The organism is Streptomyces sp. BBFR25 (genome assembly GCF_044590125.1).
GTDB lineage: Bacteria > Actinomycetota > Actinomycetes > Streptomycetales > Streptomycetaceae > Streptomyces > Streptomyces canus_D.
In genome coordinates this window covers 1657501-1681473 of sequence record NZ_CP172447.1, presented here as the reverse complement: position 1 = coordinate 1681473, position 23973 = coordinate 1657501, and the positions used below count along the sequence as shown (strand labels likewise).

At 74.0% G+C, this 23973-nt stretch carries 16 protein-coding genes and 1 pseudogene (1 of these 17 only partly in view); 12 read left to right on the top strand and 5 right to left on the bottom strand.

From position 1 onward, the window contains the following. Window positions 1-70: 70 nt before the first annotated feature. The 4 genes from ACGH52_RS07515 to ACGH52_RS07500 all read left to right on the top strand — a co-directional run bounded on the left by ACGH52_RS07515 (window position 71) and on the right by ACGH52_RS07500 (window position 8124). Entirely contained in the window at window positions 71-766 is a 696-nt protein-coding gene (locus ACGH52_RS07515) for a GntR family transcriptional regulator (protein ID WP_399938289.1), read from the top strand. 139 nt (window positions 767-905) lie between these two features. Continuing rightward, entirely contained in the window at window positions 906-2432 is a 1527-nt protein-coding gene (locus tag ACGH52_RS07510) for a hypothetical protein (RefSeq protein WP_399938287.1), read from the top strand. A gap of 88 nt (window positions 2433-2520) precedes the next feature. Next, window positions 2521-3402, top strand: coding sequence for a hypothetical protein (locus tag ACGH52_RS07505; RefSeq protein ID WP_076973435.1), 882 nt, complete (start codon window positions 2521-2523; stop codon window positions 3400-3402). A gap of 51 nt (window positions 3403-3453) precedes the next feature. Continuing rightward, a complete protein-coding gene (locus ACGH52_RS07500) occupies window positions 3454-8124 on the top strand; it encodes a hypothetical protein (protein WP_399938285.1) in 4671 nt (1556 codons plus the stop codon). 26 nt (window positions 8125-8150) lie between these two features. On the opposite strand, the pseudogene ACGH52_RS07495 reads toward ACGH52_RS07500, so the two are convergent. Both ACGH52_RS07495 and ACGH52_RS07490 read right to left on the bottom strand, forming a co-directional pair. Continuing rightward, window positions 8151-8616, bottom strand: a pseudogene (locus tag ACGH52_RS07495) (aromatic ring-hydroxylating dioxygenase subunit alpha); the annotation flags it as partial. A gap of 42 nt (window positions 8617-8658) precedes the next feature. Next, window positions 8659-9192, bottom strand: coding sequence for a hypothetical protein (locus ACGH52_RS07490; RefSeq protein WP_121701462.1), 534 nt, complete (start codon window positions 9190-9192; stop codon window positions 8659-8661). 419 nt (window positions 9193-9611) lie between these two features. On the opposite strand from ACGH52_RS07490, the gene ACGH52_RS07485 reads away from it, so the two are divergent. The 4 genes from ACGH52_RS07485 to ACGH52_RS07470 are packed head-to-tail and all read left to right on the top strand — an operon-like array spanning window position 9612 to window position 13824. After that, window positions 9612-12332, top strand: a complete 2721-nt coding sequence (locus tag ACGH52_RS07485; protein ID WP_399938283.1) for a nitrate- and nitrite sensing domain-containing protein — start codon at window positions 9612-9614, stop codon at window positions 12330-12332. Further along, complete coding sequence (locus tag ACGH52_RS07480; protein WP_399938281.1) at window positions 12329-12763, top strand: roadblock/LC7 domain-containing protein; 435 nt, start codon at window positions 12329-12331, stop codon at window positions 12761-12763. The genes ACGH52_RS07485 and ACGH52_RS07480 overlap by 4 nt, the downstream gene beginning before the upstream one ends. Window positions 12764-12773: 10 nt before the next feature. Further along, a complete protein-coding gene (locus tag ACGH52_RS07475; RefSeq protein WP_076973432.1) occupies window positions 12774-13169 on the top strand; it encodes a DUF742 domain-containing protein in 396 nt (131 codons plus the stop codon). Between the two features lie 49 nt (window positions 13170-13218). Next, window positions 13219-13824 (top strand): ATP/GTP-binding protein, encoded by a 606-nt coding sequence (locus tag ACGH52_RS07470; RefSeq protein ID WP_121700595.1) that lies wholly within the window; start codon window positions 13219-13221, stop codon window positions 13822-13824. A 74-nt stretch (window positions 13825-13898) separates the two neighbouring features. Here ACGH52_RS07470 and ACGH52_RS07465 read toward each other — a convergent pair whose 3' ends face one another. Beyond that, entirely contained in the window at window positions 13899-15521 is a 1623-nt protein-coding gene (locus tag ACGH52_RS07465) for a GGDEF domain-containing protein (protein WP_076973430.1), read from the bottom strand. A 149-nt stretch (window positions 15522-15670) separates the two neighbouring features. Between ACGH52_RS07465 and ACGH52_RS07460 the strand changes: the two genes are divergently transcribed. Beyond that, window positions 15671-16495: a M15 family metallopeptidase gene (locus ACGH52_RS07460; protein ID WP_076973429.1), complete on the top strand. Its 825-nt coding sequence runs from the start codon at window positions 15671-15673 to the stop codon at window positions 16493-16495. A 48-nt stretch (window positions 16496-16543) separates the two neighbouring features. Then, complete coding sequence (locus ACGH52_RS07455) at window positions 16544-17080, top strand: NUDIX domain-containing protein (protein ID WP_121700488.1); 537 nt, start codon at window positions 16544-16546, stop codon at window positions 17078-17080. On the opposite strand, the gene ACGH52_RS07450 is transcribed toward ACGH52_RS07455, so the two are convergent. Continuing rightward, window positions 17071-19449: a glycoside hydrolase family 31 protein gene (locus ACGH52_RS07450; RefSeq protein WP_399938279.1), complete on the bottom strand. Its 2379-nt coding sequence runs from the start codon at window positions 19447-19449 to the stop codon at window positions 17071-17073. The two genes, ACGH52_RS07455 and ACGH52_RS07450, sit on opposite strands and share 10 nt — an antisense overlap. Window positions 19450-19662: 213 nt before the next feature. Here ACGH52_RS07450 and ACGH52_RS07445 point away from each other — a divergent pair, with 213 nt between their 5' ends. Both ACGH52_RS07445 and ACGH52_RS07440 read left to right on the top strand, forming a co-directional pair. Then, complete coding sequence (locus ACGH52_RS07445) at window positions 19663-21639, top strand: acetoacetate--CoA ligase (RefSeq protein ID WP_399938277.1); 1977 nt, start codon at window positions 19663-19665, stop codon at window positions 21637-21639. Between the two features lie 121 nt (window positions 21640-21760). Beyond that, window positions 21761-22663 (top strand): hypothetical protein, encoded by a 903-nt coding sequence (locus tag ACGH52_RS07440; RefSeq protein ID WP_121700766.1) that lies wholly within the window; start codon window positions 21761-21763, stop codon window positions 22661-22663. A 72-nt stretch (window positions 22664-22735) separates the two neighbouring features. Here the strand turns inward: ACGH52_RS07440 and ptsP are convergent, their stop codons facing one another. Further along, window positions 22736-23973, bottom strand: the 3' portion of a protein-coding gene (gene ptsP / locus ACGH52_RS07435) for a phosphoenolpyruvate--protein phosphotransferase (RefSeq protein WP_210976520.1). The gene runs 433 nt beyond the window's last position; only the last 1238 of its 1671 coding nucleotides appear in the window; its start codon lies beyond the right edge, outside the window — the gene reads right to left on this strand; the stop codon is at window positions 22736-22738.

Sequence of the window (23973 nt, the reverse complement as noted above, 5' to 3'; positions counted from 1 at the left end):
TAGGGGATCGTTCAACGATCCCTCAATACCCCTGTTGTTTCGTTCTGGTATCTGCGATTGAATTCCGGGCATGGCAGAGCAGTTGACGGGACTGGCCGACGATCGCGCCCTCCTCGGGCGGACCAGCACCGCCGAGCGGGTCTCGGACATCCTCAGGAGCCGGATAGCAGAGGGCTACTTCCCGCCCGGGACCCGGTTGTCGGAGGACAGCATCGGCGGCGCCCTCGGCGTCTCCCGCAACACCCTGCGCGAGTCGTTCCGCCTGCTCACGCACGAACGCCTGCTCGTCCACGAGCTGAACCGGGGCGTCTTCGTCCGGGTCCTCACCGTCGAGGACGTCGAGGACATCTACCGCACCCGCTCCCTCGTCGAGTGCGCCGTCGTCCGCGGCCTCGGCGAGCCGCCGTACCCGCTGGACGGGCTCGCCGAGGCCGTCGAGGACGGGCGGCGGTCGGCACGCGAAGGTGACTGGAAAGGCGTGGGTACCGCCAACATCCACTTCCACCGGGAACTGGTGGCCCTCGCGGGCAGCGAACGCACCGACGAACTGATGCGCAGTGTCTTCGCCGAACTGCGCCTCGCCTTCCACGTCGTGGACGACCCGCGGCGCCTGCACGAGCCGTACATCGCCCGCAACGCGGAGATCCTCGCCGCCCTGGAGAGCGGCGAGCGGGAGAAGGCGGCGCGGCTGCTCGCGGTCTACCTGGAGGACTCGCTCAAGCGCGTCGTGGAGGTCTACCTGCGGCGGGTCGGGGACGAGGGGTAGGGCCGGTCCGCCGAGCAGGCAGGCGCCAGGGCTCGCGAGCAGGCACGAGGCTCGGCGGCACGGCGTCCGGCCCCGTGCCCGCGGGGGCCCATCTGCGCCGTTTGGGCCGATGTCAGACCGAGGACCTAGTCTGTGCACCGTGACTTCGCCTGCATCGACGGACAGCGTTCCGCCCCAGCTCAGCGCGGGGCCGCGCCCCGCACCGGGCCCGGCCGCCGACGAGGGGCTGGCGCGGCGGCTGCGCGCGCTCGCCTGCACGGCGCCGCTGCACGACCTCGACGTGCGCAAGGCCAACCTCGCCGGCGAGTACTCGGTGTACGGCATGGCGGAGGTCGCCCTCGCCGCCATCGACCTCGTCACGCTGAACATGGACTTCGACACGGGCGCCGACCACGACCAGATAGTGGCCAGGCTGATCCCGCGCGTCGCCGCCCAGGCCCCGCGCCGCCCCGCCGTCGAGCACGAGCGGGTGGCCCGCTGGGTCCTGGAGAACCTGATCAACGTCGGCAGCGTGGACCGCGGCTTCCGCGCGGTGTACGGCACCTTCGGACCGGACGGCACGTACGTACGGCGGGACTACGACTTCAAGCTCCTCGAAGAGGTCCCGGGACCCGGCGGCACCGTCTACCTGCGCACCACGGACGAGGCGGTCAACGTCCTCGTCGGCGCCCTGGACACCGACGTCACCAGCGCCCAGATCGCCGCCGAGGTCAAGCTCGAGGTGCTGATCAGCCGCGGCCGCCTCGCCGACGCCCAGCTCGCCGCCGAACAGGCCCGGTACCGCACCGTCCAGTACTCGGAGACCCTGCGCCGCGCCCTGGACGCCACCCGGCGCAATGTCCGCGCGGTGGACTGGCTCAGCGCCGTCCCCGACATGATCGCCGAGGCCCTGGACCACGTCGCCGACCGCTACCGGCACGAGAACGCGATCCTGACCAACATCCGCAAGGCCCGCGACGAGACGGAGGACGCCGAGCACAAGCGCCGCGCCGCCGAACTGGTCGACATCGTCAAGGACTGCATCCGCCGCCACACCCAGCTCCAGTCCCGCCTCCTGGAGGCCGGCCCGCTCTTCCGCGCCGAGCAGGACCGGCAGGCCTTCGCCACCCCCCTGACCACCTCCGGCCTCGACCTGTACGGCCATCTCGTCGCCCCCGTGCTGCCGTTGCCAGTGGAGCGGGCGCTCCGCGTCACCGACGCCTTCTTCACCCAGGGCACCGGGCTGCGCACCCCCGTCTCCGTCCGGGTCGGCGACCTCGTCGACATACTCCTCACCCCGCCGGTGGAGCGGGAGCACCTGGGCGCCGAGATGCCGGAGCCCGACCTGATCGCCACCCCGGACGACAGCCGTTTCAGCGAGGAGCAGCTCGCCGCGGCCATGGAACTGCTCGACCTGCCGCACGACGCCCCGCGCCGGCTGTCCGGACTGCTCGCCGACGCCCGTGCCCGCGACGCCGAACTGCCGTACCTCGTCGCCCTGCTCGCCGTCCACGCGGCCAGCCCACCGGTCGGCACCGCCTACCGCCAGGGCGAGCCGAAGCTGCTGTTCGCCGTCGACGACGGCACCGAACTGGACGACCCCGAGTTCGGCGGCGCCGACCTCATCGTCGGCACGGCACTGCTGGACGCGGCGGGAATGGCGGCGGACCGGACGGAGGCGGCATGACCGGACGGCACCACCCCTGCGACCGTCTCACCCACCACCACAGCCAGCACCCCAGTCCCGAGCGACAGCACAGCGAGGAGTACCGACCGTGACCGAGCACGCCGACCGGAGCGAGCCGGAGGCGGGTGCCGCGCCGACCACCGCGGCCGTCACGCCCGCCGACGCCGCCGACGCGGCGCGGCTCGTCGCCTTCGGGCTCCAGCCCAAGCTGCTGCCCGCCCGCGACCAGGAGTACGCCGACCTGCTGCGCCGCTACCGCGAGGACCCGCCCTTCGCCCGGCTCGCCGACGCCGTGGCGGCCGGTCTCGGACTGATCGTCCTGGAGGTGTCCCCGCGCGCGGGGATGGCCGTGGCCGCCGCCGAGGACTCGGTGTTCGCCGTCCGCATGGGCGACTACGCGCGCCGTGCCGCCACCGACTCCGGTGACCGCTTCCTGCACGGCCTCGCCCACCTCGCCCTCGCCGCCATGGCCTATCCGCGCCCCGAGGACCTCGCCGACGACGGCTACATCGGCCGTGTCACGGTCAACGGCGTGGACGCGTTCGTCCGCCAGGCCTGCCGCAGGCTCGAAGAGCGCGCGGAGGAGCAGGGCGAGAACACCGACCCGGCCACCGACGCCCCGGGCCTGGAGGCCGCCTGGCGGATCTGGGTCAGGCGCAGCGCGACCGGCGCCACCAAGGACGCGCGCAGACTCCCGGGCTCCACCACCGGCATCGTCGGCAAGGCCGCCGCGTTCCTCACCGAGTCCGGCTTCCTCCAGCGCACCGGCGACGACCACGGCGGCACCTACCGCACGACGGCCCGCTACCAGCTCCAGGTGCGCGACATGGCGGGCAGCGCCGCCATGACCGAGCTGCTCGACCTGGGCGTCGTCCCGGTCACCGACGGCACCGCGACGCTGCTGCCCGCCGAGGAGACGGACGACCTGGAGCTGGTGGCCGACGCCGGCCTGCCCTTCCACTCCTCCTGACCCCGCCCCGCCCGACCGTCCCCGACGTCCGAAGACTTACGAGAGTCCGCCATGTACGAGCTGTCCCGGGTCCGCCTCTACTCCATCGGACCCGCCGGTGCGCGCTACGCCGACACCGTGCTTGACCTGCGCGGTGTGGGCGAACCCGTGCCCGATCCCGCGCCCACGCAGGCGGAGTTCTTCGAGGAGGAGCCCGTCGGCCCGCCGCGCCGGCCCGCGCCCGCCGGTGTGCTCTTCCTGGAGAACGGCGGCGGCAAGTCCGTGCTCCTCAAGCTGATCTTCTCGGTGATGCTGCCGGGCCACCGCAACACCCTGGGCGGCGCCAGCTCCGGCGTGCTGCGCAAGTTCCTGCTCGCCGACGACTGCGGACACGTGGCGCTGGAGTGGCAGCACGTGCAGACCGGCGAGTGCGTCGTCGTCGGCAAGGTCAGCGAGTGGCGCGGACGACAGGTCTCGGGCGACCCGCGGAAGTTCGCCGAGGCCTGGTACTCCTTCCGCCCCGGCCCCGGACTCACCCTGGACAACCTGCCGGTCGCCGAGGCCACCGCCGTCCGCCCGCCCGTCGAGGGCGCCTCCGGCGCGCAGGGCAGGCGGCGCACGATGAAGGGCTTCCGGGACGCGCTGACCGAGGCCGGCAAGGCCTACCCGCATCTGGAGGTGCACTGGGAGGAGATCCACGACCGCTGGATCGAGCACCTCGGCGACCTCGGACTCGACCCCGAACTCTTCCGCTACCAGCGCGAGATGAACGCCGACGAGGGCGAGGCCGCCGGCCTCTTCGCGGTCAAGAAGGACTCCGACTTCACCGACCTGCTGCTGCGGGCCGTCACCGACACCCGCGACACCGACGGCCTCGCCGACCTGGTCGGCGGCTTCGGCAACAAGCTGGGCCGACGTGCCGAGCTGATCGCCGAACGCGACTTCACCGCCGGGTCCGTCGACCTCCTCGGCCGGATCGTCGAGGCCGCCGAGGCACGCACCCGCGCGCGCGACATCCACACCGCCGCCGAACGCCGCACCAGGAACCTGGCCCGCCGCCTCACCGCCCGAGGCGCCAAGGAGCGGGTCCGCGCGGGTGACCTCGCCCAGCGGGTCACGGCCGCCGCGTACGCCGTCACGCACGCCGAGTCCGCCCGGGGCCGCAGCAACCTCGTCGCCGCCGAACTCGCCTACCGGCACGCCTCCCTGGCCCTGGCCGGCGCCGAGAAGTCCGCCGCCGCGCAGAAGCGCGAACTGGCCGAGGCCCGCACCCTGCACTCCGCCTGGCAGGCCGCCGAGGCCGTCCTGCGCCACCGCGCCGCCGCCGACCGCGTCGCCCGCGTGTCGGCCGCCATCCAGGTGGCCGAACGGGACGCGGCCCCCGCCCTCGCCGCCCGCACCAAGGCCGCCGTCGACCTCGTCCGCGCCCTGCACGCGGCGGCCGCGAAGGCCGAGGACCACGCCAACGAGGAGGAGGAGCGGTCCGCCGCCCTCCAGGAGGTCAGCGACACCGCCCACCGCGACTCCACCACCGCCGCCACCGAGGCGCAGCGCGCCCGCAGCGAGGCCGGGCACCTGCGCCAGCGCCTCACCGAGGTCGAGCAGGAGACCACCGAAGCCGTCCGCGCCGGCTGGCTGGACGACAGCGCCCCCGACGCCGACCCGGCCCGCGCCGCCCTCGCGGCCAGCGACGCGGAGAAGACGGCCGTCGCCGCCTGGGACACCGCCCGCGAGGCGGCCCGCCGGGCCACCGAGCACGCCCGCGAGACCGCCGCCGCCGAGAGCCGCGCCGAACTCACCGCGGCCCGCGCGGCGGACGCGGCCACCGCGGCCGAGCGCGCCCACCAGGGAGAGCGGCGCACCGCCGAGGCACTGGCCGCGGAGGAACGGCTCGCCGAACTGCTCGGCCTGGCCACCGAGGCCCGCCCGGGCATCCCCCAGCCCCGCCGGGACGCCGACCGCGACGACCGGGCAGCCGCTCCCACCGCGACCGACGGCGCGCTCACCCCCGAGGAACTCGACCGCTTCGCCGACGAACTGCGCGAACTGCTCGACGACACCGTCTCCTTGGCGGAACGCCAGCTGTTCGAACTGCGCACCGCCGCGGCCGACGACTCCCGTATCCTCGGCGCGCTCGGTGACGGCGGCCTGCTGCCGCCGGGACCCGACGTGCTGGCCACCGTCGAGTTCCTCGGCGAGCACGGCATCCCCGCCCTGCCCGGCTGGCGCTACCTCGCCCAGGCCGTCGACCCCGCCGACCACGCGCGCGTGCTGGCCGCCCGCCCCGAGCTGGTCGACGGCGTGATCATCACCGACCCGGACTCGCACACCCGCGCCCGCGAGGTCCTCGGCGACGCGGCCCTGCTGCCGCGCTCCGCCGTCGCCGTCGGCACGGCCGCCGCCCTGCTCGCACCGACCCCGGCCCCCGAATCCGGTACCGGGGACGTCTTCCTTGTACCGCCGAACCCGGCCATGCACGACGAGCAGGCCGCCGACGAGGAGCGGCACGCCCTGCGCGCACGGGCGGGCGAGCGGGACGAGGAGATCCGCAGCCTCGCCGCCCGCCTCGGCAAGGACCGTGAGCTGGCGGCCCGGCTCGCCTCCTGGCGCACCGGCTGCCCGGCCGGACGCCTCGCGGAACTCGCCAGGACCGCCGAGGAGGCCCGTGCCTTCGCCGAGGAGACCGAGGCCGAGCTGACCGAGGCCCGCACCCTGCGGGCCGAGGCCGACGAGAGCGCCGCCGAGGCCGTCCACCTGCGGGACGAGCGGCAGGAGGCCGCGCAGAAGGCCCGCCGCGCCGCCGACGCCCTCGCCGGACTCGCCTTCCGACTGCGCGAACGCGCCGGCTGGCAGGTCAGACTCCGTGAACTGGCCGACGAGGCCGCCGAGTCCGAGGCCCGCGCCCAGGCCTGCCTGGAGCGGGCCCGTGCCGCCGACGAGGACCGGCGCGCCGCCCAGCGCGCCGCCGACGACGCCCGCCGCACCGCCCGCGCCCTGCGTGCCGAGCGCTCGGAGATCGCCGGTGCCCCCGACGACGTACCGGAAGCGGCTCCCGGGGACGGCGCGCGGGCGCCGAAGGCGAAGGCGTCCCTGCCCGACCTGCGCGAGGCCTACCGCGCCGCCTCCCAGGTGTACGAGAAGGTCGGCGTCGGCGCCGACCTGCGCGCCGAACAGGCCCGCGCGGAGAGCGACGAGAGCGCGGCCCGCGCGGATCTCGACCGGCTCAGCAACAAGGTCCGCACCCGCGCCGGACAGCTCCTGGAATCGCCCGACGGCTCCGACGGGCCGTCCCGGCAGGCCGCCGCCGCCCGCGCCGAGGAACTGGTGCAGCTCCTGGAGACCCGCATGTCCAGCGCGAGCGAACAGCTCGGCCGGCTGCGCGGCGAGGCCGAACGGCACGCGCCCGAGGACGGCGACACCCACACCGACCTCCCCGAGGAACTCCAGCCGCGCGACGCCGAGCACGCCCAGACCCTGCTGCGCACGGCGACCACCGAACTGGCCGCCCGCACCGAGGCGCTGGCCCAGGCCCGCGAGGCCCACGCCGGACTGCTCGACGCGCACCGCGCCGCCGAGGACGCGGCCGGCGGCTTCGACGAGATCGCCGCGCTCCTCCGCGACCTGCTGCGCGAGCACCCCCCCGAGGAGGAGCAGGAGGAGCCCGAGCCCTACGCCGGAGACCTGGAGGAGGCCCGCAGGGCCGCCGCCGAGGCCCGCCGTTCACTGCGCGGCTGCGCCGCAGACCTGTCCGCCGCCGAAGCCGCCGTGCGCGAGGCGAGCGACGTCCTCGTCCGGCACGCCAACTCCACCCGCTACGAACAGGTCCGCACGCCCGCCCGCCAGCAGATCCGCGAACTGCCCGCCGCCGCGCTGCCCGAGCACGCCGCCAAGTGGGCCGACGCCTTCGCACCCCGGCTCCGCGTCCTCACCGACGAGCTGGCCCAGCTGGAGCGCAACCGCGACTCGATCGTGGACCGGCTGCGCGGCCTGGTCGAGTCCGCGCTGGCCACCCTCCGCTCCGCCCAGCGGCTGTCCCGGCTGCCGGAGGGGCTCGGCGAGTGGTCCGGGCAGGAGTTCCTGCGCATCCGCTTCGAGGAGCCCGACCAGGCCACCCTCACCGAGCGGCTCGGCGAGGTCGTCGACGAGGCCACCCGCGCGGCCGTGAAGAAGAACTCCGACCTGCGCCGCGACGGCATGTCCCTGCTGCTGCGCGGTGTCGCCGCCGCCCTGCAGCCCAAGGGTGTCGCCGTCGAGATCCTCAAGCCCGACGCCGTACTGCGCGCCGAGCGCGTCCCCGTCGGCCAGATGGGCGACGTCTTCTCCGGCGGCCAGCTGCTCACCGCGGCCATCGCCCTGTACTGCACGATGGCCGCGCTCCGCAGCAACGACCGGGGCCACGACCGGCACCGCCACGCCGGGACCCTGTTCCTCGACAACCCCATCGGCCGGGCCAACGCCACCTACCTGCTGGAGCTCCAGCGGGCCGTCTCGGACGCGCTCGGCGTCCAGCTCCTGTACACCACCGGCCTGTTCGACACGACCGCGCTGGCCGAGTTCCCGCTGGTCATCCGGTTGCGCAACGACGCCGACCTGAGGGCGGGACTGAAGTACATCAGCGTGGAGGAGCACCTCAGGCCGGGCCTGCCGCAACCGACTCCGGCCGTCGAGGGGGAGGGCGAGGCGGTGCACAGCGAGATCACCGCGACCCGCATGTTCAAGCGCCCCGCCCAGTCACCGGCCTAGGCGGGCTGTTCACCGAGCCGGCCGAGCAGCCAGTCGTGGAAGACCCCGATGCGGTGCTCGGCCAGCGAGAACATGCGGTGCAGGATCACGTGGTCCGGCACGCGGTTCGCGAAGACCGTCGGGCGCACGGTGACGGCGTAGTAGCGGCGGTCCTGGCCGCCCGGCACCTCGGGCAGCCTGCCGAAGCCCTCACTGCCGTACCGCTCGATGGCGGCCGGATCACCGAGCCGTTCGACGGCCGCGCACCGTCTCCTCGAAGGAGGGCGGCTCCTCGGCCAGGCACACCCAGGCGTAGCCGAGCCACTCGCGCAGGGCGACCTCGACCAGGCCGTACTCGGACCGGTCGAAGTCGGGCATCTTGGTCAGGTTGGGCCCGGCGACCGGCCTTCCGTCGAGGTCGTACGTCCAGGCGTGGTACGGACACTGGAAAGTGCGGCGCACCTCGCCGGACTCCTCCAGGCACAGCCGGGCGCCGCGGTCCCGACAGACGTTCCCGCGCGGGCCGCGGTCGAGCACGGGCCGCCGCCCGGCCGCTCAGGAATGCGACAGCTGACCCGCGCCGCCCCGCCGGCCTATCCGCCCCTGGCCCCGCTCGGCGGCCCGGGCCTGACGCCTCGCCCGGCGACGCTCGCGACGCACGGACCGCGCGGTGCTGCTCGGCTCCGACACGACACCGTGCCGCTGGTTCCACACCTGCCGGGTCACCCACACGTCCAGCACGCCCCAGGTGGCCACCACCGTGCCCGCGACACTGCCGAGCACCATCGGGAACGCCAGCCACGACTCCGCCAGCGTGCACAGGAAGGCCACCATCGCCAGTATCAGCGTCACCGCGACGACCAGCACCGCGCGCACGGCCGCCGTACGCACCGGATCCGGCAACCGGCGGCGCCGCGCGGGCTCCTCGCGCCACAACGGCCGGTACACCGGCTGCCGTTCAGTCGCCCGGGGCTCCGGCCCGGTCACCGGAATGTCGCGATCCGGCGCCTCGGGAACCGCCGACGCGGTCACCTCGGTCGCATCCTCGTCCGCGGGCGCCCCGCTCCGCTCCGCCGTGCCCATCAACATGTCACTCCCCACCGCCAGCAGACAGCTCGTCCGAGTCCGAAGACACGGCTCCCCTCTGGCTGCCCGGCTTGCGCTGCTTTACGCCGCCCAGGGGCGGGATGCGGCTCCTGTGGCCGATTCCGCCTCCCATTCCCGTAGTGAAGGACGAACGACGGGCCCCCAAGATTCCCGGAAATCCCGCGCAGTCGAATAATTTCGGCCAATCCGCCCGTCACGCCCTCACCACGGCCCCGCGTCCGTCGGCTGATCCAGGGAGGCAATCTCCCGCAATGACCGGACAACTGACCATCGCCGACCCCGGGTGCGGAAGTTCGCCGTCCGGACGGGTCTTCGAGTTACCTGTGCGTCAGTAGTAGGCTCGCGCCGTTTGTTGACGCACATGTGTACCCCCGCCGGTGGGGGACGAGCTGGGGGAGGCCATGCGCTTTCGCGGGAAGTCGATCCGCCGGAAGATCGTGGCGCTGCTCCTCGTGCCGCTGGTGTCCCTGACCGCGATCTGGGCCTTCGCCACGGTGCTGACGGGCCGTGAGGCGGCCCGGCTGTTCAGCGTCTCCAACGTCGTCGAGGAGATCGGCTACCCGGTCGAGGACACCGTCCGCGTCCTCCAGCAGGAACGCCGCCAGACCCTCGTCCACCTCGCCGACCCCCGCGCCTCCGACGGCCTCGCCGCCCTGGAGCGCAGCCGGACCGCCACCGACGAGGCCGTCGCGGAGATCCGCCGCAACGCCGCCGACGGCGACGTGCGGGACGACCTCGGACAGGCCGGTCAAGAACGGCTCACCGCCGTCCTGGACGCCTTCGACGGCCTCGGCTCCCTGCGCCGCAGCGTCGCGGACGGCACCGTCGACCGTGCCCAGGCCCTCGGCCTCTACAACCGCCTGGTCGACCCCTGCCACGACCTGCTCGCCAACCTCAACGTCGTCGACGACGTGGGTCTCGACAAGCAGTACCGCGCGCTCGTCAACGTCTCGCGCGCCCGTGAACTGCTCTCCCGCGAGGACGCCCTCCTGGGCTCCGCCCTGGTCACCGGGCGGCTCACCCGCGCCGAGGTCCGGGACGTCTCCGACCTCGTCGCGCAGCGCACCGTGATGTACGACATCAACCTGCCGCTGCTGCCCGCCACCGAACGCGGCCGCTACCAGCGCTTCTGGAAGAACGCCTCCTCCGCCCCCCTCCGGGTCGCCGAGCAGGCCGCCGTCTCCTCCGGCACCGGCACGCCGAGCGGAGTCACCGCCCAGAGCTGGGACACCGCGGCCGGGAACGTCCTCGCGGAACTCGGCGAACTCGACGACAACGCCGCCGACCGCTACCAGGACCGCGTCGACCCGGTCGCCACCAGCACCATCGCCAAGGCCGTCGTCGCCGGAGCGCTCGGCCTGATCGCCCTGCTGTACTCCCTGTTCCTGTCCGTCCGCGTCGGCCGCTCCCTCATCCGCGACCTCAAGCAGCTGCGCCTGGAGGCCCACGAGGCGTCCGGCGTCCGGCTGCCCAGCGTGATGCGCCGCCTGTCGGCGGGCGAGGAGGTCGACGTCGAGACCGAGGTGCCGCGCCTCGAGTACGACCGGAACGAGATCGGCGAGGTCGGCCAGGCCCTCAACACCCTCCAGCGGGCCGCCGTGGAAGCCGCCGTCAAACAGGCCGAACTCCGCGCGGGCGTCTCCGAGGTCTTCGTCAACCTCGCGCGCCGCAGCCAGGTGCTCCTGCACAAGCAGCTCACCCTGCTCGACACCATGGAACGCAGGACCGAGGACACCGAGGAACTCGCCGACCTGTTCCGCCTGGACCACCTGACCACCCGGATGCGCCGGCACGCCGAGGGCCTGGTCATCCTCTCCGGCGCCGCGCCCTCCCGGCAGTGGCGCAAGCCCGTCCAGCTCATGGACGTGGTGCGGGCCGCCGTCGCCGAGGTCGAGGACTACGAGCGCATCGAGGTCCGCAGGCTGCCGCGCGTCGCCGTCACCGGACCCGCGGTCGCCGACCTCACCCACCTGGTGGCCGAACTCCTGGAGAACGCCACGGTGTTCTCGCCACCGCACACCGCGGTGCAGGTGCTGGGCGAACGCGTCGCCAACGGCTTCACCCTGGAGATCCACGACCGCGGCCTCGGCATGGCCGCCGACGCCCTGCTCGACGCCAACCTCCGGCTGGCCGAGACACCCGAGTTCGAGCTGTCCGACACCGACCGGCTCGGCCTGTTCGTGGTCAGCCGGCTCGCCCAGCGGCAGAACGTCCGGGTCTCCCTGCAGCCCTCGCCGTACGGCGGCACCACCGCGGTCGTCTTCGTCCCCGACGCGCTGCTCAGCGACGACGCCCCAGACACCAACGGCGTCGGCTTCCGCCTCGACCGCCCCCAGCACGTCAAGGACAAGGAGCGGGAGGAGAGCCGCCGTTCCGCCCTCTCCCACGTGCCCGCGCGGCTCCCCGAGCGTCCCGCCGCGCTGCTGGACGGCCCCGTCGAGCTGGAGGCGCCCGTCGACCTGGACGCCCTCGACGACCTCCCGGGCGCGCTCGACGACCAGGACGGCGAACGCGGCGGCCTGTTCCGCCCCCGCCGCTCCCTGGCCGCGGCCGACGACGACCAGTCCGCCCGCCGCACCGGACCGCGCCGCCCCGACACCCGGCACGGTGACGAGCCCGCGGCCGAGGAGGGGAGCGAGGCGAACGCGCCGGTCGCGCTGCCCCGCCGCCGCACGCCCAAGCTGGTCAGCTCGCACGGGCGCCCCGTCCCCGAACGGACCGCCCGGAACACCGCCGACGAACTCCCCGCGCTGCCCGCTCGCCGACGCGGGAAGGACACCAAGGACACCGCCGATCGCACCGCCGAACACGGCGGCGGCGCACCCTCCGCGCGCGCGGACGCCCCGCCCGCGGACGCCGGGACCGCGGACGCGGGGTCCGGCGCGCTGCCCCGCCGCGTACGCCAGGCCAACCTGGCCCCGCAGCTCCGGCAGAGCCCCGAACCGGCCGCCGAGGACCGCTCCGACCCCGCCGACCGCGACGCCGACGAGGTACGCAGCCGTATGGCCTCGCTCCAGCGCGGCTGGCAGCGCGGCCGGAAGGAGAACGCCGCGGGTGACGACCCACCCGGCGGCACAGCACCATCAGCACCACGAGGAACGACTAAGGGGGACGGTCGATGACCGCACCGAAGGCGACCGGCCACACCGCGACCAAGTCCGGGGAGCTGAACTGGCTCCTCGACGACCTGGTGGACCGTGTCGCGAGCATCCGCAAGGCCGTCGTCCTGTCCGGGGACGGCCTGGCAACGGGCGTGTCCAAGGACCTGACCAGGGAGGACAGCGAGCACCTGGCCGCCGTGGCGTCCGGGTTCCACAGCCTCGCCAAGGGTGTGGGCCGCCACTTCGAAGCGGGCAGCGTCCGGCAGACGGTCGTCGAACTCGACGACGCCTTCCTGTTCGTCACGGCCGCCGGTGACGGGAGCTGCCTGGCCGTCCTGTCCGACGCCGACTCCGACGTCGGACAGGTCGCCTACGAGATGACTCTGCTCGTCAAGCGGGTCGGCGTGCACCTGGGCACCGCGCCGCGCACCGATGTGCCCTCGGGCGGGTAAGTGGGATGACATGAGCGCAGACGGTCAGGGAAGAAACCACTGGTTCGACGACGAGGCCGGCCCCGTCGTCCGTCCGTACGCCATGACGCGCGGCCGCACCACCAGCGCGGCCCAGCACCGCCTCGACCTGATCGCGGTGGTCGTCACCGAACCCCACGCGGACGACCCGGAGGCGGACGTCACCCTCTCCCCGGAGCACGTGGACATCGTCGGCCTGTGCCGGGACACCCCGCAGTCGGTCGCCGAACTCGCCGCCGAACTCGACCTCCCCGTCGGGGTCGTACGGGTCCTGGTCGGCGACCTCGTGGACATCGAACTCGTCCACGTCAACCGGCCCGTGCCCCCGGCCGAACTGCCGGACGAGAACATCCTGCGCGACGTGATCAACGGGTTGAGGGCACTGTGAGCCGGCCCCCGGGCACGTCGGGCGGCGGCAGGTTAAGGAGAAGAGACCGATGATCTTCGGGCGTTCCCAGCGCGGCAAGCCGCCGGTCGAGCCCGTCACGCTCAAGATCCTGGTGGCCGGCGGGTTCGGCGTGGGCAAGACCACCCTCGTCGGCGCGGTCAGCGAGATCAGGCCGCTGCGCACCGAGGAACTGCTCACCGAGGCCGGGCGGCCCGTCGACGACGTCCGCGGGGTGGAGGGCAAGCACACCACCACCGTCGCCATGGACTTCGGGCGGATCACCCTGCGCGAGGACCTGGTGCTGTACCTCTTCGGTACGCCCGGCCAGGAGCGGTTCTGGTTCATGTGGGACGAGCTGTCCGAGGGCGCGCTGGGCGCCGTCGTGCTGGCCGACACCCGGCGCCTGGAGGACTGCTTCGCAGCCGTCGACTACTTCGAGCGGCGCTCCATCCCGTTCGTGATCGGCGTCAACTGCTTCGAGGGATCGGCGCGCTACCCGGCCGACACCGTCCGCCAGGCCCTCGACCTCGACGAGGACGTGCCCCTGGTGATGTGCGACGCCCGGGACCGGGAGTCCGTCAAGGAGGTCCTCATCGGCGTCGTCCAGCACGCGATGGCCCAGGCGGCGGACCGCCGCCGGGCCGTCACGACGTGAGGGACTGCTGAGTCGCCCTCCGAGGCGGCTCAGAAGGCCGCGGGTGTACGGCGGTCGCGGTCGCGGCCGGCCGCTCAGCCCGCCGGCGCCGTCGTCCGGTCCGTGCCGCGCCGGACCTCGTGGCCCGGTGCGTCCGCCCGGCCCAGCACCCAGCTCGCCCCGCGCAACGCCTTCGCCGCCTTCTTCAACGGCGCCAGGCACGCCGCCGCCCGCCGGTGGTCCGGCACGCTGCCCGGCGCGCACAGGACCGTCGCCAGGGACAGCGTCACGGGCCGCCCGCCGGCCGACCACGGCACGTCCAGCACCGAGGCCGCAAGCGGATCCAGCCCGTCCGGATCGGTGAGCACCAGGAAGTCGTCACCGCCGATGTGCCCCACCCGCATCTCCCCGGCCGCCGCCTGGAGCAGCGCCCGCCCGACCGCCCGGATCAGCTCGTCGCCCGCGGCGAACCCGGCCCCGTCGTTGACCTCCTTGAAGCGGTCCACGTCGAGCCAGCTCAGCGCGAACGCCCGCCCGGCCGCGACGCGCCGGTCCACCTCGGCCGTGATCGCGTCCGAACCGGGCAGCCGCGTCAGCGGATTGAGCCCGGCCGCCTCCTCCACCCGGCTCTCCGCCAGCGCCCGCACCAGGTCCGCGAGCCGCACGACGCCCACGCACCGCCCCCGCGCGTCCACGACGGCCACGTCGTCCGACGTACGGTTCGGGCCGCCCACGGCCACCACGTCCAGCACCTCCCAGGCCGTCGCGTCGACGCCCACCGTCCGCGGCGGGTCGCCGAGCTTGGCGGCGGGCCGGTCGGCGTACAGGGCGTGTCCGTAGCGCCCCGACATCGACAGCAGGAAGCGCGAGCGGTGCACCGAGCGCACCGGAACCCCGTCCCGGTCCACGAGCAGCACTCCGGACACGTCCGGCGACCCGGTCAGCAGTGCCCGCACCCGCCCCGCCGAGGCCGTCGCCGGCAACAGCGCGGCCGGCCGGACGAACTGCCGCACCGACGGCCCCGACCGCGGCGGCACGAGGCCGGGGGAGCCGGGCGGCACGTAGACGTCCACCGTCGGCAGCCGCGCGGGCGGCGCGAACAGCTCGCCCTGCGCCAACTGCGCCCCCGCCGCCCGCGCGACGGCGCACTGCGCCTCCGTCTCCACGCCCTCGACGGCCAGCAGCGCCCCCGACTCCTCGCACAGCACCCGCATCGCCCGCACGGCCGCCGGCCGAGCCAGCAGCGAGGCGTCGAGCTTCACCAGCTCCGGCGCCAGATCCGTCAGCAGCCGCAACGGCGCGTCCCCGTCACCGACCCCGTCCGCCGCGATCCGGAACCCCTGCCGCCGCAACACCGCCACCGCGTCGAGCAGGGCCCGCCGCGGCACGTGCGTGTAGGGCGGACACACGTCCAGCGTCACCTCCCACGGGAGCCGCCCCGCCTCCCGCACGGCGTCGTGCAGGGGCTGGAGCCCCCCGAGGTCGGCGAGCGTGCCCGCGAACACGTTGACGTGCAGCGGCAGCAGCGTCTCCCGGCGCACCGCCGCACGCAGCGCCGACACCGCGAGCAGACCGTCCAGTTCGGGATCGCGTCGCGCCTCGGCGAGCACGTCGCCGCTCTCCGGCCGGGCCAGTATCTCCAGCGCCGCGACCCCGCCGGTCATCAGGTTGACCACCGGTTGGAAGGCGAAGCGGAGAGTGTCCGTCCAGGAGCGCACGGGAGCAGGATGGCGCGGCGGCCTCCCGCCCGGGCCCAGTTCACGCGACGTTCACGCAGGATTCCGACGCGCTCAGGCGGCGCGGGTCCGGCGCGTCACGGGCCCGCCCACTTCCCTCACGGCACCCGACCCTGATAGATGCAGGGGACATGACACGACTCTCCAGCGCGCTCCGCGGTCTGGTCACCGCCCTCGCCGCCCTGCTCGCCGCCACCGCCCTCCCCGCCGCGGCAGCCCCCGCCACCGCGCAGGCACGGCCCGAACCGAGGGCCCCGGAGGACTTCGTCGCCCTGCGGAGCGTCGACCCGACGATCATCGAGGAGATGCGCTACGTCACCGCGCACAACTTCGTCGGCGAGCCCGTCGACGGTTACCGGCAGCCCCTGTGCATCCTCACCCGCCCCGCGGCCGAGGCCCTCCACCGCGCCCAGACCCGGCTGCTGCGCCAGGGCTACTCCCTCAAGGTGTACGACTGCTACCGGCCCCAGCGCGCCGTCGACCACTTCGTGCGCTGGGCCGAGGACCTCGACGACCAGGACATGAAGGCCGAGTTCTACCCGGACGTCGACAAGACCCGCCTCTTCGCCGACGGCTACATCGCGGAGAAGTCCGGCCACAGCCGCGGCTCGACCGTGGACCTCACCCTCGTACGGCTCCCCGCCAGGCCCACCCGCCCGTACCACCCCGGGCAGCCCCTGGTGCCCTGCTTCGCGCCGCAGGGTGAGCGCTTCCCGGACAACTCCGTCGACATGGGCACCGGCTACGACTGCTTCGACACCCGCTCGCACACCCTGGACCCCCGCATCCAGGGCGCGCAGCGCGCCAACCGGCTGCTGCTCAAGAACACCCTGGAGGACGCCGGCCTGGTCAACCTCCCCGAGGAGTGGTGGCACTTCACCTACAAGCCCGAGTCCTACCCGGACACCTACTTCGACTTCCCGGTCTCCGCGAAGTCGCTCGCCGGCCGCCGCTGACCGGCCTGCCGGAGCCGCCCCCTCCGCTGATCGGATACAGTCCGCCGCGTGTCCGAAAATGAAACCTCCGTTCCCAACTCCGCGCCCGACTCCCACTGTTCGAGCTGCGGATCGCCCTACGGAGAGGGCGTCTCCGGCTGGCCCCGCACCTGCCCCGCGTGCGGCACGGTGGCCTACCGCAATCCCCTGCCGGTCGCGGTGGCCCTCCAGCCCGTGTACGACACGCAGGGCACCGCCCTGGTCGTCATCACCCGCACCGTGACCCCCGCCCTCGGCGGCGTCGCCCTGCCCGGCGGCTACGTCGACGACCGCGAGGACTGGCGGCAGGCCGTCGTCCGCGAACTCAAGGAGGAGACGGGCATCGACGAGGCGAGCCGCGACGTCCGCCTCGCCGACGCCATGAGCTCGCCCGACGGCCACCTGCTGCTCTTCGGGCTGCTGCCCGAGCGGCCGGCCCAGGGACTGCCGCCGTCCACCGCCACGGACGAGACCGAGGGGTGGCACCTGCTGCGCGGACCGGAGGAGCTGGCCTTCCCGCTCCACACCCGGGCCGTACGGGCCTTCTTCGAGGGCCGCTACATCTGAGCCGCGCGCTCGGCCAGCCCCCGGACGCGGACCGGGCAGGACGGCTCGCTCACACCGTCCTCGCCCTCCCGCTCCACGACCACGCGATGCCCCTCCCAGCGGCACACGTACCGTTCGATCTCCGGTTCCACCCAGCCGTCGCCCGCGTCCGGCACGACCAGCCCACCGCCGGTCCGCCCCGGCGCGGGCGCCCACACCTCGAGCTCCGGCGCACCGTCCCGACCGCGCACCGCAAGCACCGCTCCCGCGCGCGCGAACACCGGAATCCGCGCCCAGGAAGCGTCGACCAGCACCTGCGCCGGCCCCTCGTACGCCCGCTCCGTCGCCACGTCGTACCAGCGCCCCCGCGGCAACCGCACCGCACGCCGGTCCGTCCCGGCGCCGAGCACCGGGGCCACCAACAGACAGTCGCCCAGCAGAAAGGCGTCCTCGCAGTCCCGCAACGCCCGGTCCTCCGGCGCCTGCCACCACACGGGGCGCACATAGGGAGCACCCGTACGCCGGGCCAGATGCGCCAGCGTCACGAAGTACGGCAGCAGCCGCCGCCGCTCGACGAGCGCCACGCGCGCGTGCTCCAGCACCTCGTCCCCGAACTCCCACGGCTCCTGCCGCCCCGCCGGCGATCCGCCGGAGGTGCGGAACAACGGCAGGTAGGCGGCCAGCTGGAACCACCTCAGATAAAGCTCGGGCGACACATCCCCGTCCGCCCCGCCGACCTCCGGTCCCGTGTACGGCACCCCGCACAGCCCGAGCCCCAGCACCCGCGCCAGCGACGCCCGCAACCCCGGCCAGCCCGTGGCCACGTCCCCGGACCAGGCGCCGCCGTAGCGCTGCAGGCCGGCCCATCCGGAACGGGAGAGGACGAACGGCCGCTCGTCGGGCGTCGACGCCCGCAGCCCCTCGTACGCGGCCCGCGCCATGCACAACGCGTACACGTTGTGCGCCTCCCGGTGGTCACCGCCCCTGCCCTCCAGCGCATGCCGGGCCGACAGCGGCAGCGTCGGCTCCCCGAAGGCGGCGAACGACGTGGGCGCGTCCAGGTCGTGCCAGACCCCGGCGAACCCCCGCCCGAGCCGCTCCTCGTGGAGCCCACCCCACCACGCGCGCGCACCCGCGTGCGTGAAGTCCGGGAAGACCACGTCCCCGGGCCGCCCCACACCCCGCACGACCGCCCCGGTGGCATCCCGCACGAACACGTCCGCGCCCGTCCCCTCGTCGTACACCGCGTAGCCGGGCGCGGCCGCGACCGCCGGCTCGACGGCCGACACCAGCCGGACGCCCTCCCTGCGCAGCTCCTCGGCGAGCACGGGCAGCTTCGGGAACCGCTCCTCGTCCAGGGTGAACACCTGCCGGGCGGCGCCGTGCCCGATGCCCAGATGCACCGCGTCCAGCGGCAGATCACGCTCCTGATGGCCCGCCACGACCCGCCTCAGATCCTCCTCGTCGCCAGACCCCCCGTGCGCGTGCTGATGCCCGAGCGCCCACGCCGGCGGCAGCGCGGGCGCCCCGGTCAGCGACGCCCAGGTCAGCAGCACGCGCGCGGGCGTGCCCACCGCCACCCAGCACCGCAGCGGACCGCCGGCCATCCGCAGTACGCTCCGCCCCGGCCGGTCGTGCCCCGACCCGGCCCCCTCCGCACCCTCCCGCAACGCCACCGTGCCGTCCCACGGGCTGTCGTGGAAGACCAGGTGCGTCCCCGCGTCCGCCACCACCAGCTGAACCGGCATCGTGACGGACGACGCGTCCTCGGCGGCGGTGGACGGCAGGCCGGGACCGGTGTTCCACAGCCGGTACGTGCCGTCGCGCAGCCGGGGACCCGCGGACCGTCCACCGAGCCCGAAGAACCGGGCGTCGGCCGCCACCTCCGAGCGCTGCGTCCACCGCGCGGGACCGCCGTCTATCGGCTCCCACCAGCGGGGCGGCAACTCACGACGCAGCACCACACCCCCGGGCGTACGCACCTCGACCGCGCCGTGCCGGGACACGGCCACCGTCGCCCGCTCCGCCACCACCCGCCAGCCGCCGTCCTTGTCCGGCTCCAGCACCGCCCGCGGATCCGGCTCCGGACAACGTCCCGCCAACGCGTACGAAGGCTCCGGCCCGGCCCCGTCCCAGCCCCAGAACACGGCTCCGTTCACCGCCACGAGGATGCGCAGCTCCGAACGGCCGAACCGGACGACACCACCCCCGGGCCCCGGCTCCACCTCCCGCATCGGACCCGGCACCCGCGCCCGCTCCGCACCGCGCGGCGGCAGCCCGACCGCGTCGACACGCCGTCGGCGCCACGCCGCCCGAACCGTACGCAACCCCTGCGCCATGCCCGCGGAACCGACCGTCTTCATCGAACGCACCAGGTCACGACCGTCCATGCCGCTCACCCTGCCATCGACCAGCGAGCACAGGGGCGTCGTTCAACTGCCGTTCACCCGTGACCGGACCACATCTTCATGTCACCGACTATGTGGGGCGTGCCCTGGTGTGGAAGTCGATCACGTGGCATCGTCCCTGTCAGCCGCGTCACGCGCACACCCCAGCCCGTGCGCGGAGGACGCACACGACGCGCACAGCCCGGGAGCCGCCCCATGCCGACCGAGAACCCCCAGCCGCTCTGGCAGCCGGATGCCCAACGCATCGCCCGGGCACGCATCACCAGGTTCCAGACCTGGGCGGCCGAGCACCACGGGGCCCCCGCCGAGGGCGGGTACGCCGCCCTGCACCGCTGGTCCGTCGACGACCTGGACACCTTCTGGAAAGCCGTCACGGAGTGGTTCGACGTCCGCTTCTCGACCCCCTACGCGCGCGTGCTGGCCGACCGGTCGATGCCCGGCGCCCAGTGGTTCCCCGGCGCCACGCTGAACTACGCCGAACACGCCCTGCGCGCGGCGGACACCCGCGCGGACGAACCGGCCCTCCTTTACGTCGACGAGACCCACGAGCCGACCCCTGTCACCTGGGCCGAGCTGCGCCGCCAGGTCGGCTCCCTCGCCGCCGAACTGCGGGCCCTCGGCGTACGCCCCGGCGACCGCGTCAGCGGCTACCTCCCCAACATCCCGCAGGCCGTGGTCGCCCTCCTGGCCACCGCCGCCGTGGGCGGCGTCTGGACCTCCTGCGCGCCCGACTTCGGCGCCCGCAGTGTCCTGGACCGCTTCCAGCAGGTCGAACCCGTCGTCCTGTTCACCGTCGACGGCTACCGCTACGGCGGCAAGGAGCACGACCGCCGCGACACCGTCGCCGAACTGCGCCGGGAACTGCCCACCCTCCGCGCGGTGATCCACATCCCGCTCCTCGGCACCGAGGCCCCCGAGGGCGCGCTGGACTGGGAGACCCTGACCGCCGCGGACACGGAACCGCTCTTCGAGCAGGTGCCCTTCGACCACCCCCTGTGGGTGCTCTACTCCTCCGGCACCACCGGCCTGCCCAAGGCCATCGTCCAGTCCCAGGGCGGCATCCTGGTCGAACACCTCAAGCAACTCGGTCTGCACTGCGACCTCGGCCCCGAGGACCGCTTCTTCTGGTACACCTCGACCGGCTGGATGATGTGGAACTTCCTCGTCTCCGGCCTGCTCACCGGCGCCACGGTCGTCCTCTACGACGGCAGTCCCGGCTTCCCGGCCACGGACGCCCAGTGGCGCATCGCGGAACGCACCGGCGCCACCCTCTTCGGCACCTCGGCCGCCTACGTCATGGCCTGCCGCAAGGCCGACGTCCACCCGGCCCGCGACCTGGACCTCTCCGCCGTCCAGTGCGTCGCCACCACCGGCTCCCCGCTCCCGCCCGACGGCTTCCGCTGGCTGCACGACGAGTTCGCCGCGAGCGGCGCCGACCTGTGGATCGCCTCCGTCAGCGGCGGCACCGACGTGTGCTCCTGCTTCGCGGGCGCCGTCCCCACCCTCCCCGTGCACATCGGCGAACTCCAGGCCCCCAGCCTCGGCACCGACCTCCAGTCCTGGGACCCGAGCGGCAACCCCCTCACCGACGAGGTCGGCGAGCTGGTCGTCACGAACCCCATGCCCTCGATGCCCATCCGCTTCTGGAACGACCCCGACGGCAGCCGCTACCACGACAGCTACTTCGACACCTACCCCGGCGTCTGGCGGCACGGCGACTGGATCACCCTCACCTCACGCGGCTCCGTCGTCATCCACGGACGCTCCGACTCCACCCTCAACCGGCAGGGCGTCCGCATGGGCTCGGCCGACATCTACGAAGCCGTCGAGCGACTCCCCGAGATCCGGGAATCACTCGTCATCGGCATCGAACAGCCCGACGGCGGCTACTGGATGCCGCTCTTCGTGCACCTCGCACCCGGGGCCGCCCTGGACGACGCCCTCCTCGACCGCATCAAGCAGACCATCCGCGCGAACCTGTCCCCGCGCCACGTCCCCGACGAGGTCATCGAGGTGCCCGGCATCCCGCACACCCTGACCGGCAAACGCATCGAGGTCCCGGTCAAGCGCCTCCTCCAGGGCACTCCGCTGGACAAGGCCGTCAACCCCGGCTCCATCGACAACCTCGACCTGCTCCACTTCTACGAGAAGCTCGCCCGCGAACGCTCCTGACCAGGACACCGACGAGCCGGCCGCCCCGGGCGGCGGCCGGCTCCGCGCCCCCGCCCGGAGCCGTTGTCAGTGCCGCCGATTACTGTGAGTGAGCATTGATCGACCGTGCACAGGGGGAAACATGGCGCACACCGCCCAGACCGACCACACCATGCGACGCGTCCTGCGCCGCGAGATCGCGGGCACCATCGGACTGCTCACCGACGAACACGACTTCCGCGCCATGCGGCGCTACCGCAGCTTCACCTTCCACGACCACGCCGCCTACCTCCGCCAGGTCGAAGCCCTCCTCAGGGCCCGCGCGGCACAGGGCACCCACACCACGGTCGCGCTCTTCGACCCGGAGGAGTACGCCGCCTTCTGCACGGCTGCGGGCCTCGACCCCGACGCCTCCGCCAGCCGCGCCCGCTTCACCGCCGAACTCGCCGCCCACGGCCCCACCGTGCCCTACGAGGGCCAGCCCCTCACCGACCTGCTCCCGGCCCTCGTCGACGAGGCCGTACGCCAGGCCACCTGGGAGTACACGTCGAGCCTGCTCGCCCGCCTCGGCAGCTGCGCCACCTGCGGCGAGGACCTCGGCCGCGCCGCCTTCACCCGCGCCTCCCGCCTCCTCGGCCGCGTCCTCGAAACATCCCCACCGGGCAGCCGGCACCTGGTCTGCAGCGTCTCCGGCCACCCGGACGAAACCCTGGTCGCCGCCCTCCTCGTCGACGAGGAGACCGACGGCACCCCGCACTTCGACGAGGCCGAGGCACTGGAGTTCACCAGCGTCCTCGCCCTCGGCCTCGCGACCCACAGCCCCGGCGGACTCGTGATGCGCATCAGCCCACCCACCGGCCCCGACCGCATCCACGGCTGGCGCCTGCGGGGATACGGCCTCGAACCGCTCACCGCCGCCGAGGTCTTCGACGCCTACTGCACCGACGTCGAGTCCGGCGACCTCGTCTCCCCGGAATCCAACGTCGACTACTGCGCACCGCCCGACCTCGGAGACGACCGCCTGCCACCGGGCCACCACCACTGAACGCGTGCGGGGCGCCCCACCCGAAGGTGGAACGCCCCGCACCGCGGTGACAACGGCAGCCGCACCCGGCCCCTACTCGCCGGACAGCACCGCCTGCGCGGCGGTCCGCGCCTCCTCGGCACTGTCCGCCGCCCGAGCGGCAGCCGCGGCACGCTCGCACTGCGCCAGCGTGAACTTGGCCAGCGTCGCCCGCACGTACGGCAGCGACGCCGCACCCATGGACAGGGAGGTGACACCGAGACCGGTCAGCACACACGCCAGCAGCGGATCAGAAGCGGCCTCACCACAGACACCGCAGCTCTTGCCCTCCGCCTTCGCCGCCTCCGCCGACAGCGCGACCAGGTCGAGCAGCGCGGGCTGCCACGGATCCTGCAGCCGGGACACCGCGCCCACCTGACGGTCGGCGGCGAAGGTGTACTGCGCGAGGTCGTTCGTCCCCAGCGACAGGAACTCGACCTCCTGCAGCACCGAACGGGCCCGCAGCGCGGCCGACGGGATCTCCACCATCGCACCGAACTTCGCCCGCAGCCCGGCCTCCCGGCAGGCATCCGCGAACGCCTTGGCATCGGCCCGGTCCGCCACCATCGGAGCCATGACCTCGAGGTAGACGGGAAGCCCCTCCGCCGCCTTGGCCAGCGCCGTCAGCTGCGTACGCAGCACGTCGGGGTGGTCGAGCAGCGTCCGCAGGCCCCGCACACCGAGCGCGGGGTTCGGCTCGTCACCCGGGGTGAGGAAGTCCAGCGGCTTGTCCGCGCCGGCATCCAGCACCCGCACGACGACCCGGCCCTCCGGGAACGCCTCCAGCACCTGGCGGTAGGCGGTGACCTGCTTCTCCTCCGACGGCGCGTTCTCACTGTCGTCGAGGAACAGGAACTCGGTCCGGAACAGGCCGACGCCCTCCGCGCCCGCCTCGACCGCCGCGGGCACGTCGGCGGGACCGCCGATGTTCGCCAGCAGCGGCACCTTGTGACCGTCCGAGGTCGCGCCCGGCCCCGTCGCGGCGGCCAGCGCGGCCTTGCGCTCGGCGGCCTCGGCCGCCAGCCGTGCCTTCTGCTCCTCACCGGGGTTCACGAAGATCTCCCCGGTGCTGCCGTCGACGGCGACGACGGTGCCCTCGGGAAGCTCGCCCGCGCCCGGCAGAGCCACCACGGCGGGCACGCCGAGCGCCCGCGCGAGAATCGCACTGTGACTGGTCGGCCCACCCTCCTCGGTGACGAAACCCAGCACGAGCGTCGGGTCGAGCAGCGCGGTGTCGGCCGGCGCCAGATCCCGCGCGATGAGAACGTACGGCTCGTCGCTGTCCGGGACCC